Origin of the sequence: Geitlerinema sp. PCC 9228, assembly GCF_001870905.1 — a bacterium.
GTDB lineage: Bacteria > Cyanobacteriota > Cyanobacteriia > Cyanobacteriales > PCC-9228 > PCC-9228.
The window spans coordinates 1-14,259 of sequence record NZ_LNDC01000061.1; the positions used below are offsets into that span (position 1 = coordinate 1).

The 14,259-nt window shown below is 47.5% G+C and carries 7 protein-coding genes; 5 read left to right on the forward strand and 2 right to left on the reverse strand.

All coding sequences use genetic code 11. The features are described from left to right. Window positions 1-84: 84 nt before the first annotated feature. Window positions 85-576, forward strand: a complete 492-nt coding sequence (locus AS151_RS04725; RefSeq protein WP_275527968.1) for a methyl-accepting chemotaxis protein — start codon at window positions 85-87, stop codon at window positions 574-576. A 23-nt stretch (window positions 577-599) separates the two neighbouring features. On the opposite strand, the gene AS151_RS04730 is transcribed toward AS151_RS04725, so the two are convergent. Continuing rightward, window positions 600-3,995 carry a response regulator gene (locus tag AS151_RS04730; protein WP_071515907.1) on the reverse strand — a complete coding sequence of 1,132 codons (3,396 nt, stop codon included), beginning with the start codon at window positions 3,993-3,995 and terminating at the stop codon, window positions 600-602. 230 nt (window positions 3,996-4,225) lie between these two features. Here AS151_RS04730 and AS151_RS04735 point away from each other — a divergent pair, with 230 nt between their 5' ends. Continuing rightward, entirely contained in the window at window positions 4,226-5,185 is a 960-nt protein-coding gene (locus tag AS151_RS04735) for a phosphoribulokinase (RefSeq protein ID WP_071515902.1), read from the forward strand. 47 nt (window positions 5,186-5,232) lie between these two features. On the opposite strand, the gene AS151_RS04740 is transcribed toward AS151_RS04735, so the two are convergent. Further along, window positions 5,233-6,090 (reverse strand): Npun_R2479 family HD domain-containing metalloprotein, encoded by an 858-nt coding sequence (locus tag AS151_RS04740; protein WP_071515903.1) that lies wholly within the window; start codon window positions 6,088-6,090, stop codon window positions 5,233-5,235. A 192-nt stretch (window positions 6,091-6,282) separates the two neighbouring features. On the opposite strand from AS151_RS04740, the gene AS151_RS04745 reads away from it, so the two are divergent. The 3 genes from AS151_RS04745 to purF all read left to right on the forward strand — a co-directional run bounded on the left by AS151_RS04745 (window position 6,283) and on the right by purF (window position 14,107). Then, window positions 6,283-9,933, forward strand: a complete 3,651-nt coding sequence (locus AS151_RS04745; RefSeq protein WP_071515904.1) for a pentapeptide repeat-containing protein — start codon at window positions 6,283-6,285, stop codon at window positions 9,931-9,933. A gap of 75 nt (window positions 9,934-10,008) precedes the next feature. Continuing rightward, a complete protein-coding gene (gene purL, locus AS151_RS04750; RefSeq protein ID WP_071515905.1) occupies window positions 10,009-12,342 on the forward strand; it encodes a phosphoribosylformylglycinamidine synthase subunit PurL in 2,334 nt (777 codons plus the stop codon). Between the two features lie 274 nt (window positions 12,343-12,616). After that, window positions 12,617-14,107 carry an amidophosphoribosyltransferase gene (gene purF, locus AS151_RS04755; protein ID WP_071515906.1) on the forward strand — a complete coding sequence of 497 codons (1,491 nt, stop codon included), beginning with the start codon at window positions 12,617-12,619 and terminating at the stop codon, window positions 14,105-14,107. Window positions 14,108-14,259 lie beyond the last annotated feature (152 nt).

Genomic DNA, 14,259 nt, shown 5'->3' on the forward strand with positions numbered 1-14,259 from the left:
GACGGCGGCTAAAGCCGCACGGGTCGCTTTTCATCCCTGCTTTAAAAAGTCAGGGCTTTCAAGCTCCCGATTCATGCCGGTAATATTTCTCAACTTTCCAGCGAACTAGCCAATACGACCAACATGCTAGCACTCAATGCATCGGTGGAAGCCACCCGTGCCGGCGAACATGGCAGAGGGTTTCAGGTGGTGGCTAGAGAAATTCGTCGCCTTGCCGATCGCAGTGGCAGTTCCGCATCGCAAATATCTACCATTGTATCGGAGATTCAAAAACAAATCGACCAATCTACCCAAGCCACCGAACAGGCAGCCACCATTGCCCGTAAAACTGTAGAATTGGTGCAGCATACCACGGAAAAATTTATGTTTGTCACCCAATCCATCCAGCAGGTCAGTACCGACAATCAAGAAATTGTTGCCGCCGCTAAAGAACAGGCAGAAGCCATCCAGCAGGTCAACGAAGCGATCGCTACCCTCAAAGATGGCATCCAACATTTAGCTACCACCACCCGCGAAAACCGAGAAATTGTGGAGCAGCTCCACCAAGCCAATCAAAAACTGCGCATTTTTGTATAATAGCACCAAAAGCAGTTGTTTGCTTACATATGGTTTTTCATACGTTGTAAATACACTTGCACTACGCGATCGCTGGGATTTTCCCGCCAGCATTCTTGCAACAGTTGGGTAGCAGCCACATAATTGCGGCGGTAGTACAGTTGCAAAGCTCTTTCAAAACGCATCAGGGTATCTAGTTTGCCTTGGCGAACTGCCGCCGGATCGCCGTCAAAGATTTCAAACACTCCCACCGCCTGGGATTTGCCTTTAACCTGTACCCGATCTATAAATCGTACCAAATACTCCTGGGGAAAATCCAACAAAGAAAGCGTGTGGTGGGAAATCAGTAAAGAAGTGCCGTATTTTTTGGTTAAACTTTCCAACCGACAAGCCAAATTCACCGCATCGCCAATGACCGTGGTATCCATACGTTGTTGACCGCCAACCGTTCCCACCGCCAGCATTCCCGTGTTGATGCCAATACCAATGCGAATGGGATGCTTGCCATCATGCCAACGTTCCTGATTGCGTACATTTAAATTTTGTAACATCGCGATCGCAGCATTAACCGCATCGTTCACCCCACAAGCAAACAACGCCATAATCCCGTCGCCAATGTATTTGTCAATAAACCCGCAATGTTCTGAAATCACCGGTTCCATGGTACTAAGGTAACCGTTAATAAACTGGAAATTTTCCGCTAGGGTCATGGTTTCCGAAAGGGAAGTAAAATCGCGAATATCTGCAAACATCACCGACATTTGCTGCTGCAAGCGATCGCCCAACTGAACTTCCAGAATACTTTCCTTGTTTAAAAGATGCAAAAACTCGTGGGGAACGAAACGACTGTAGGCAGCATTCAAATTCGACAAATACAAATGGGTTTTAATTCTGGCGAGAAGCTCGGATTTAGAAATGGGTTTGGTGAGGTAATCGTTAGCACCTACATGCAATCCTTCCACCACATCGTTCACCTGATTCTTAGCTGTAAGCATCAAAACCGGCAGTTCGTTAGCTGGGAATTGAGCGCGTAATTTCCGACAAACCTCATAGCCAGTCATCTGCGGCATCATAATATCGAGAAGAACCAGGTCTGGCTTGAACCCGTTCTCGATGAGTTGCAATGCCTCTAGACCGCTGGTGGCTTGTGTAATATCGTAATCGTGCAATGCCAAATGATTGGCAAGTACCTGAATGTTAATAGGTTCGTCGTCTACAATCAAAATGGAAAAGCGATCGCGTACATTCTCAATAGCAGCACAACCGTTGTTGGTAGCGGTGGCTGGCGTCGCTTGGGAGACTGCTTCGGTATTTGCGATCGCGTCGTTGCGAGTGGGAACCGATGGTAACAACTGCGATCGCCATTGGTTTTTAGAAACCAGGAAATCCCCTGCAATGGGGGGTGGCAAATCAGCCACTGGCAAAGTAAACGTAAACTGAGAACCGCTTCCCAATTGCGACTCTACAGAAATATCGCCACCATGCAAATTCACCAATTTTTTCGTAATTGCCAATCCCAAACCCGTTCCTTGATACTGCCTGGTATGGGAACCATCCCCTTGATGAAAAGAATCAAAAATATGCGGCAACACCTCCGGCGAAATCCCACTTCCCGTATCAGCAACTGTCACCGCAATTTGGCGGCATTCCTCGCTATCCTCCGACGGCGAAACCAGTTCCGCGGAAACCGTTACCCAACCGCTGTCGGTGAATTTAATCGCATTACCTACCAAATTGTATAAAATTTGTTGCAAGCGGTTTTCGTCTGCTTCCACAGGGGGAAAATTCGGATCGACCTCGTTGCGTAGTTCGATGGGTTTGGTGCCAACGGTAGTTTGGCTGAGGGTTAACACCACTTCCACCATTGACCGCAGTTCCACGGGTTTGCGGTGGAGTTGCAAACTTTGATGCTTCAGCTGCGAAAAATCTAGAATATCGTTGACTAGAGTGGTGAGGCGATAGCCACTTTGTACGATCGCATCTAAATTTTGCCTGACTTTGGGAGATAAATCGCCGCCGTAGCCATCCAGCAGCGACTCGGCAATACCGACGATGCCGTTGAGGGGAGTTCGCAGTTCATGAGAAGTGTTGGCGAGGAATTCATCTTTGAGTTTATCCAGTTGTTGCAGTTCGATGTTTTGCCGTTCCAACGTTTCCAGAGACTGACGTAGCTGGGTAGCCATATCTTCAAACGACCGTGCCAGTTCCCCTAACTCATCGGAACGCTGGGTATCTAGTTGCTGCGACCATTTGCGCTTACTCAACTGTTTGGCAGCGGTATTGAGACGCAAAATCGGCTGTACCACCCAACGGGAAGTGACGATTCCAAATAAGACCGCGATCGCGAGGGCAATCATTCCCAGTTGTAAGGTGATGCGGTTGTTGGCATAGATTTGTGCCATAAAATCCGCTTTGGGAATTACCAAGACAATGGTCCAAGATAAGCCCTGTGCGTGGCGAAAAGGGAAAATTTGGACAAAATAACCTTTTCCATCTAGTTTAAATTCTAACTGCTGTTTTTTGTGAATGCGATGCCACCCCCCAAAGTTTTCCTCTAAATACTTGGAAGTCTTGCGCACCAAAGCATTGCGGCTGGCAGTGGCCAGCAGCCGTTGGGGATTAGCACCACCGCGCATTTGCAGGTTTTCCCCGGTGGAACTGGAAACCAACCTTCCCGAGGATTCGACAATGAAAGCTTCGCCAGATTGCCCGATTTCCAAATTTTCTAAAAAGTCGCTTAACTCCACCGTCAGCAGCACATCCGTGGCGCAAACCCCTAGCAATTCATCGTTTTTGGGGTTGTAAACTGGTAAACTGGCGGTGATGGTGGGTTTTTGGGTATCGAAATCCAGGTAAATATCGCTCCAAACAGGGGCATTGGCTTGTATGGCGGCGCGATACCAAGGGCGTTTGCGCGCGTCGTAGGGGTTTTGCCCTTTTCTTAACAACCGACCGCGATTGCCAAAATCGTCTAAAGCATAGTAATGACCCAGATACGCCCCAGCTTCATTGTAGCTTAGTAGCTGCAACTCCCGCTTTTGAGGCGATCGCACCACCCCCAACAAAGCCCCCGTATCGGCACTGCTGCAATAAACCAAATTCGTGGTATCGTAAATTTTAGCCTGTTGCCAAAGCAGCTCGTATCCCGTAGCGTCATTAACATTGATTTGCCCCTGCGCCAGAGCATTGGCATTGAGCTCGTTGATGTGGTGGGGAATTTCCATGTAGTCTTGCAACTGTTGGTCAATGCGCGCTGTCAGTTCGCTACGTAACTGCGAAGAAAGGTCGCGAACTGTTTTTTGACCGTTTCGATAGGCTAGATATCCCGTCAAACCCACAGCGGCAATAATTTGTAGGGCAAAAGGAACGATGAAGACAACTCGTAGGGGTAGCTTTCCAGAAAAACGGGTCAAAAAACGCTGTACAGAGGAAAAAGGCATGGCAGAAGTTCCGCCGTTGGTAAAAATTGAAAACGGCAATTGGTGCGTACACCTGTTATAACAACTCTGCTCCCATTGCTCAAAATTTTCCTTCAAGGTGGAAAACGACTAGCCAGGGAGAAAAAACGATCGCATGTTTTAGGAAAAGGGACGCGATCGCGTACAATAGCAAACCAAGTGTCTTGGGATTTTCCAGTTGTTTGCTGAAAATTTAAAGTAGGAGGATATTGATGCACCAACGTCCAATTATTTTAGGAATTGTCGGCGATAGCGCCGCCGGCAAAACTACCCTCACCAAAGGCGTTGCTCAAGTTTTGGGTGAAGAAAATGTAACAGTCATTTGTACTGACGACTACCACAAATACGACCGCCAGCAAAGAAAAGAAATGGGGATTTCGGCGTTACACCCTGATTGTAACTATCTGGATATTATCGAACAACACTTAGGTTTGTTACAAGCGGGAGAACCCATTCTCAAGCCGATTTACAACCACCACACGGGTACCTTTGACCCACCAGAATACATCAAACCCAATAAATTTGTGGTGGTAGAAGGATTGCTGGGGTATACCACGCCTCAAATGCGGGATTACTACGACGTTAAGGTTTACCTAGCACCACCGGAATCCTTGCGGGAAGCTTGGAAAATCAAGCGCGATACTGGCAAACGCGGCTACACGCCAGAACAAGTAAGGGAACAGCTGCAAAAACGCGAACCCGACTCGGAAGCCTTCATTCGCCCGCAGCGGCAGTGGGCAGATGCCATCGTTACGTTTTATCCGCCGGAAGACAATCCCCAAGAAAATAACGTACTGCTCAATGTGAGTTTGGTATTGCGCCCCACCATTCCGCACCCGGATTTGACCCGCATTTTGAACTCAGAAGGCAACCATTTAGGTTCTTCCATTCGCCTGCGTTTGGATCGGGATATGAGCAAGCCTGTGGATGTGTTGGAAATTGACGGTCACGCTACTTTGGAACAGGTACGGGAGTTAGAACGAATTTTGTGTCAGGATGTTCCTTATTTGGGCAAATTCTGCAGCCTAGAAGGCAACCAAGAGTTGGGCAAAATTACCGGTACCACTGGAGAAACTTTGCAGAGCTATCCTTTGGCATTGACCCAGTTGCTGATTACTTACCACATGCTGAAAGCTTCCCACGTAGAGGCCAAAACCCAAGCTCAAGGCTAACTTTGTAGGAAATGGTTGTATGCTGCGATCGCCCCTGGCATTTTTCGCTACGCGATCGCGCAGGAATTGAGATGTTTTTCGTGTTCTACTTCAAATACATGAGCGTAAAGATTGGCGACAATTTGCTTGCCTTCCTGAGTCAGTTTTAAAAATTCCAGCGCATCCTTAATGTAAGGATAAACACTCTTCCAATAAAACTTAGGATAGTTGCGGCGCAAATCTTCTGGATGACCATATCCCAAGTTTTGGTTGACCCCAGTTTCTTCAAACTCGTAAAAAAGAGCCGGAATTTTTTCCAAATAGCGCGGGTCACTCAACTGACCAATTAAATCCGCCGCTCTCACCAACCCCGGATAGTGAAGAGTATCCTGGTGGTCGCTGTCGAGGGGAACAGGAAAGCGTGTGAGCTCGATATTTTTCTGCACGATCTGCGTATCGATGAGATGGTGAAAGCCAAAACGTTCTTGAATAAATAATTTCCCCCGGTCTACATGGTAGGGAGTTAGGCTGGCATCGGTACCCCCTTCCGGTAACTTCACCGTTTCGCCATTCATTCCCGTTGCATAAACCCTAGCCGGGGTTTGGTCTTGCCGGCAGACACCTTTGACATAGCCAATATCGTGGCAAACCAAGGAAATCCCAAAATGCAGCCAATCCTCCGGTGTCACACCACCAAGGCGAATATGTTTGCCGCGTAAGATTTCCTGACCGACGAGGGTAACAAAGACGGTGTGTTCCACATCGTGGTAGAGGGCGTTGCTGTTGGCAATGTTCTCCAACGCCATATTACAAATCCAGGCCAAGATATCGGCGTAGTCAGGTTTTAAGCCGCCGTAGGCTGAGTGGTAGCCAGCTTTGACTTCTTCCACGAAGGCGTCGATAATCAGTTTGTTGGGATTTAACATCTCTATTTCGATGCTAGGGGCTTGAGGTTACCTAAAGTCTCATTATGGCACAAATTGAACCGATCTGCCACGGGGGTGGGGCACAGAAATGGAGTTTTCTCACTTAGATGGAAAAAGCGATCGGTTTTGATTGTTGTCATTTGGAAAAAAACTTAGTATCCTAGCGATAAAGTCGTTGCCATCAAACGGATCATGGGTTTCTGGAGAAGAATCTGGGAGATTGCGAACACCGAAATTCAAATTCCTTGGGAAGAAACGGCAAAAGGTAGTGCTGAAACAGGCAAAGCTGTTTTGGATCTTGCTGAAAAACTCCAAAAAAATCAGGATATCCAAGCACTACAACCCTACATTTCCAAAATTGATTCTCTGCTAGACGCGCTCAACTCACCATTAGCAAATGTTGTAGGTGCAACTTTTCCTTTTCTACCTCTTGCCACAGGCGTTCTCCAACTTATTGCCAAGCAAACCCGGCAAGAACCAAGCTTGCAAGATGAAGTATTGCTCGTCAGTCAGACAGCTTACCTGCAAAGCATGCAGCAGTTTTTCCAAGACCATCCAGAAATTCAACAGCAGCTACAGGAACAACCAGCTTCTGAAGCGACGCAGCAAAAAATTAAACAGTTAGGAACGCATCTTGTCAATGCAAACGGCGACGAGATTCCGTTTGAAGAACGGGATGCCGAACAAACCTTGCTTTGCTTTCACGAGTCCAAACTAGCCCAAGTTTACAATCCAATTTTACAACAGCGCTTGCAGGAATCAGGGCTTGACCCAGAGCAGGCGAACATGATTACAGAACGTATATCCCGCAGTACCCACCGTTACATGAAAAAAGCCGTAGCGAAGTTGCAGAATGAAACTGGCAGGTTATCCCAAATTTATGGAGATGAGTGGCTGCGCGATTTAGAAATTTATAACAGCATCGATTCCTATTTGGAAGAGGTCGTTCAAAAACTTCCTAAAGAACCGGTATTTGATGAGAACTTTTCCCTTCAGGACATTTATGTTTCCTTGCAAGTACAACCTGTTAAAGAAGGCAAAGATGACAACAATGGGGAACCTGAATATATTGAAGAATGGGCAGAACGTATTCTAACAAACCCAGAAAAAAAAGGGCAAGTTTTGTTCGTACAGGCAGGACCTGGTCGTGGCAAAAGCGTTTTTTGTAAAATGTTTGCCGAACGAGTAAGAGAGAAGTTTGACCCGATATGGATACCGATTTTTATTTCTTTGCGAGATATAGAAACATTTCAAGATTTCCAGAAAACCCTAACTCAAGCTGTGAGTTGGAAATTTGCCGATAATGATGGTCGGTGGTTAAAAGAAAAGAACACCCGATTTTTATTTTTATTGGATGGATTTGATGAGCTGGTTTTAGAAAGAGGCGATAAAACTGACCTACGGGAGTTTTTAGAACAAGTTTCTTTGTTCCAACAGCGTTGCGCGCGAAATCCAGAGCAAGGGCATAAAATCCTCATTACCGGTAGACCTTTAGCTCTATTGGGTATTGAAAGGAAAATGCCTGACAATTTAGAGCGTGTAGAAATTAACCTGATGACAGAAGAAATTCAGGAAAAGTGGCTAGAAAATTGGCAACAGGTTGTGGATACGAGTTCTCATATTGCTTCAGAGACAACCCAAAAACTTCGCGATTTTTTGCAAGACGAACGCTGTCCTGAATCCGTTCAAAAATTGGCACAAGAACCCCTACTTCTTTATTTGTTAGCAGCCATGCATCGGGATGATAGCTTTAGTCGCAATGATTTTGATTCTGAAGATAGCGATCGCGTCAAAGTTCAAATTTATCAAAAAGCATTTGATTGGGTATTACACCGTCAAAGAACAACAAAGTTAATTAAGAAAATAACCGATTTAGACATAGAAGACTTAAAAAATATTCTAGAAGAAACTGGATTGTGCGTTGTGCAGTCAGGAGCAGAGCGTGCGCAAATCCAAACCATTGAAGACAGATTTGTCAATCGGGGAGAAGAAACGATTAAGGAACATATCGAAAGGGCAAAACAATCTTCTGAAGGAAATCCTTTGAGAAATGCTTTAGCAACTTTTTACATTAAATCTTCCGATGGCGTTGAAAACTCTGTAGAATTTCTGCATAAAAGCTTTGGCGAATTTTTATGTGCGGCTCGTTTGGAAAAAGCATTAAAAAGTTGGGCACAGAAAAATGTGGTTGACAATCGTAAAGCTTATTTTTCGATTAAAGAGGCAGAATTTAACTGGCAAGTTTACGACCTTTTAGGATTTGGATTTCTAACTCCAGAAATTATAGAATTTCTACGGGGACTCTTAAAACAGAGCGATCTGGATTGGCAAGTTCTTTTTGAACGTCTCTACAAATTTTATTGGCAATGGGGCGATGGAAAATTTATTGAATCTTTTGATGCTTCGGAACCTATGCTTCCCCTAAAAAAAGCCAGGCAAATGCAGAAATATCGTATTCAAAAAGGACAGCGACAAGTAGATATTTCTGCAGGATTGAACGTTCTGATTTTATTGTCAGAAATCCATCGCTATGCCCAGTCACAAGATACTTTAAAAGCCAAAATTGTTTTTCATCCTTGTGGCAATCCAGAAGACGACCGCAATTTCGATGAAAATCGGCTGCTACGCATTATTGGATATAGCGAATGTTTGGGAGTAGGAACATTTCCGGCGAAATTAGGTGCTTTTCTTCGCCATACAGCACTTAGTAAAATTAATCTTAGCGGGGTTGTTCTTTTCAGCAGTGCCGATTTAAAAACAGCCGATTTAAAACAAGCAAATCTAAGCGGTGCCAATTTAAGTGGTGCCATCCTCAATCGCACCGATTTAAGTGGTGCCGACCTCAGTAAGGCTAACCTTAAAAGTGCTTTCATTCAGGAAGCAAAACTTACGAAAGTTGAAAATAAAGAAGGGAAAAGCCGAGAAACACATTTGTCTTTGGCAGATTTAAGTGGTGCCGTTCTTCATAAGACCGACTTAAGTTACGCCAAACTTAATAGTACTGTGCTCAAAGATACCGATCTGAGCAATACAACCTTTAGCAATGCCGAACTAAAAGGAGCTTTTCTGCAAAATGCCGATTTGAGGTATTCCAACTTAACCAAGGCTGACCTAACAGGTGCCAATCTGCAAAAAGCCAACTTAGAAGATGCAAATTTAAGCGGAGCCATGCTCAAAGATGCGGTGATTAGCAATGCCTACTTTAACCGTGCCAATCTTCATCATGCCAATCTTCAAGATGCTGACCTAGAAAAAGCAGAATTGAGTGGTGCCGATCTAAGTGGTTCCAATCTCAGCAATGCCGATTTGAGAAAAGTGGTATGGAATCACGAAACCAAATGGTCCAATGTGAGAGGCGTTCATCAAGCTGTTAATATTCCTCAAGAGTTAAAGGAAGAACCTTCATTTGCAGCTGCTGTTTCTTTGAATGAAGGTATCGATCGCGCCAACAAAGGAGAAATAAACGCAGCCTTAAAAGCTTACCAACAAGCTGAAGCCATCGATACTAACTTAGAAATTTCCGCCTCTTTTTGGAGTTCCCTTTGCTGGTTGGGAAGTATCAACGATTGCGCCGCTGATGTATTGTCTGCTGGAGATAAAGCTGTAGAACGAGAACCAGAAAACGGTCGCTGGCGAGATACCCGGGGATTGGCAAGAGCGTTAACTGGCGATGTAGCTGGTGCCATTGAAGACTTCCAAAGCGTCTTGGAAAACCATACCTTTAGCCACGATCCGGAAAAACAACAAAAACGCCAGCGTTGGCTGCAAGCACTGCAAGCAGGCGAAAATCCCTTTACCCCAGAAGAGTTAGACAAATTGCGACCGGAAGATCCGTTTGGGTAATTCCATCCTACGCACCATTCCCAAACCGCCCCAAACCGATAAAATAACAATCTGTACTGTTTCGGCAAAAACCTTATGTCTACCCTGTCCTCTGCCCCCTTTTCAGCAGAAGAAATCGCAGCAGAAGGCATCAAACCCGACGAATACGAAGAAATCGTCAAACGCCTCGGCAGGCATCCCAACCGCGCCGAACTGGGAATGTTTGGTGTCATGTGGTCCGAACATTGCTGCTACAAAAACTCCCGACCCCTGCTCAAACAATTTCCCACAAAAAGCGATCGCATTTTAATCGGACCTGGCGAAAACGCTGGCGTCGTCGATATGGGTGACGGTTTGCGGGTAGCCTTCAAAATCGAATCCCACAACCACCCCTCCGCCATCGAACCCTTCCAAGGCGCAGCCACCGGCGTTGGCGGCATTCTCCGGGATATCTTCACCATGGGAGCGCGACCCATCGCCATTTTAGATTCCCTGCGCTTCGGCAATCTAGAAAATCCCCGCAGCCGCCAAATTTTCAACGGCGTTGTAGAAGGCATCAGCCACTACGGCAACTGCGTCGGCGTTCCCACCGTCGGCGGCGAAGTATATTTCGACCCCGCCTACGCTGGCAATCCCCTGGTCAACGCCATGGCAATCGGCATTATGGAAACCCCCGATGTCATCAAAGCCGGTGCTTCCGGTGTGGGCAATCCCGTTCTCTATGTCGGGTCTACCACTGGCAGAGACGGCATGGGAGGGGCTAGTTTTGCCAGTTCCGAACTCAGCGAAGAATCGGAAAGCGATCGCCCAGCAGTGCAAGTCGGCGACCCCTTCCTAGAAAAATCCCTCATCGAAGCCTGTTTGGAAGCATACCACACCGGTGCCGTCGTTGCCGCTCAAGACATGGGCGCTGCCGGTCTTACCTGTTCCACCTCCGAAATGGCAGCCAAAGGCGGCGTTGGCGTAGAATTAGATCTCGATCGCATTCCCATCCGGGAAACCGGCATGGTGCCCTACGAATTTCTGCTATCCGAATCCCAAGAAAGGATGCTCTTCGTCGTCGAACAAGGCAGAGAAACAGAACTCATCGAAATATTCCAACGTTGGGGCTTGCATGCCGTCGTCGCTGGCAAAGTTATTGCCGAACCCATCGTTCGTATTCTCTATCAAGGCACCGTCGCTGCCGAAATGACCGCTGCTGCCTTAGCGGAAGATACCCCCGTCTACCAGCGAGACATCCTTTCCGAACCTCCCGCCTACATCCAACAAGCTGCCGAATGGTCGCCGAATCATCTTCCCACCGCCCAAACCACCGGCATCGACATCAACGGTCAGTTCCACACTTGGAACCAAATCCTGCAGCAACTGCTGGATACTCCCTCGGTTGCCTCCAAACGTTGGATTTATCGCCAGTACGACCATCAAGTTCAAAACAATACGATTATTTTTCCCGGCAGTGCCGATGCCGCCGTCATTCGCTTGCGAGGTGCCAATCCCTCTGGCAATCCCGAACAGTTCAAACGCGGTTTGGCTGCCACCACCGACTGTAACGGTCGCTACGTACACCTCGACCCCTACGAAGGAGCCAAATTCGCCGTTGCCGAAGCCGCGCGCAATATTAGCTGTGTTGGTGCGGAACCTATCGCCATCACCGACAATCTCAACTTTGGTAGCCCGGAAAAACCCGTTGGTTACTGGCAACTGGCTTCTGCCTGTCGCGGAATTGCCGAAGCCTGTGAAGCTTTGCAAACGCCGGTAACTGGTGGTAATGTTTCCCTTTACAACGAAACTCTGGATGCCAACAACAATCCTACTCCTATCTATCCCACCCCTGTCATTGGCATGGTGGGTATGGTAGAAGACATTACCCAAGCCTGCCAGTTGGGTTGGCAAACAGCCGGGGATGCTATTTATTTGCTGGGATATATCACTCCCAACCGCGAACAGGTAACCCTCGGCGGTTCGGAATATCTGGCTACGATTCACAACACCGTTGCCGGCAAACCTCCGCGGGTGGATTTGGAGTTAGAAAAACAAGTTACCCAAGCCTGCCGCCACGGCATTCGTCAAAATTGGTTGCATTCTGCCCACGATTGTGCGGAAGGGGGATTGGCGGTTGCCCTGGCGGAAGCCTGTATTGCCAGCAATTTGGGGGCGACTGTTACTTTAGATGCAGAAAATAGCGCAATTCGCCCCGATGAGCTGCTATTTGCCGAAGCAGGAGCTAGGATTTTGGTTTCGGTACCGTTGTCGCAAGCAAATGCTTGGGAATCCTATTTACAAACCCAATTAGGAACTGCCTGGTGTCGCTTGGGGGAAGTAACCAACGGCAATTTACAAATTGTTACCAAATCCGGAGATTCTTTACTCGACATCACTGTTAGCGAAATGCAAACTACCTACGAAAACGCGATCGCACGTCGCCTATAAAACGTTAGATAGGGAGGAAACTATGAAAACATAGCAAATTTTGATTAAACTCCCACGCTCGGTACGCCCCCATGCCCGGTATATCCCCATCTCCTCACCCAATTTCCACCGTCAGCTGTTATTTTGAAAACAGGTTTGTTAAGAAAAATTTAAGCCCTTTTCAGTTTTTTGGATAGAAATCGATTATCCAGAACCCCCTGAAAGGAAAGCTTATCGCTTTTATCATGCCAACCAGGAATTTCCAAAACATCAATCGAGGAGCGGTCTGAATATCATGATGCCGAATCATACCCCTGCCCCCAGAGCTGTTTCTGACTCTTCCCCTAGCATCGAAGAGCGACCCGATAGACCGGAAGAATCCTGTGCCGTTTTTGGCGTTTTTGCCCCTGGCGAAGATGTGGCCAGGTTGACATATTTTGGGTTGTATGCATTGCAACACCGAGGGCAAGAATCGGCGGGTATTGCCACCTTTGGCAGCGACGAACTTTACATCCACAAAGACATGGGTTTGGTTTCCCGCGTTTTTAACGAAGAAGTTCTCAATAAATTAACTGGAAAAATAGCAGTCGGTCACGATCGCTATTCCACCACCGGTTCCAGCCTGATTCGCAATGCCCAACCCACCTTGGTCAATACCCGCCTAGGTAGCTTGGCTTTAGCACATAACGGCAATCTTGTCAACGTTTGGGAACTGCGGGAAAAACTCAGCCAGCAAAACTGGGATTTTGTCACCTCCACCGACTCGGAAATGATTGCTCTCGCGATCGCAAGTGAAGTCAACAGTGGCAAAGACTGGCTGGAAGGAGCCATCAGCGCCTTTCACCAATGCCAAGGTGCCTACAGTCTCGTCATTGGCACCCCCGACGGCTTAATGGGTGCCCGCGACCCCAGCGGCATTCGCCCGTTGGTTATTGGTACCTTCCCCGGCAACCCCCAACGCTACGTTTTAGCTTCCGAAACCTGCGGCTTGGATATCATCGGTGCCGAATACCTGCGAGATGTAGAACCGGGAGAACTGGTTTGGATTACCGAAGACGGTCTAGCATCCTTCCACTGGAGCAATCAACCCAAACCCAAACTCTGCATCTTCGAGCTTATCTACTTCTCCCGCCCCGATAGCGTCGTCAACCAAGAAACCCTCTACAGCTACCGCATGCGCATCGGTCGCCAACTCGCCAAAGAATCCCCCGTGGATGCCGACTTGGTCATTGGCGTTCCCGACTCCGGTATTCCCGCCGCCATCGGCTTCTCCGAAGAATCCGGCATTAGCTACGGCGAGGGGCTAATCAAAAACCGCTACGTGGGGCGTACGTTCATTCAACCCACCCAATCCATGCGCGAAGCCGGTATCCGCATGAAACTCAATCCCCTCAAAGACGTTCTCGAAGGCAAACGGTTGATTATCGTAGACGACTCCATCGTACGCGGCACCACCAGCAACAAAATCGTCCAAGCCTTGCGGGATGCTGGTGCCAAAGAAGTGCACATGCGCGTTTCTTCGCCTCCGGTGACCCACCCCTGCTTCTACGGCATCGACACCGACACCCAAGACCAATTAATGGCAGCGACCAAGTCGGTGGAAGAAATGCGCCAGTATATCAATGTTGACAGCCTGGCTTTTCTCTCCCATGAAGGCATGTTACAAGCCACCGGCGACAATCCCGAAAACTTCTGCACGGCTTGTTTCGACGGCAACTACCCCATCGAAATTCCCGAACAGTTAAAACGTTCCAAGCTCATGTTAGAAAAAGCCAGCAGTACCTAAAAACAGGGAAAAATATACAAAGATGTATTCTCCGTCAGGAGATGCTTCCCCAGATAACCAATCTCTTGACGGACTAACCTAATCACTGGACAAAAATCGACATTCGTGTTGATTGCGTTCGGTTAGTCCAGCCTTGGTCTCGTAGCAGACTC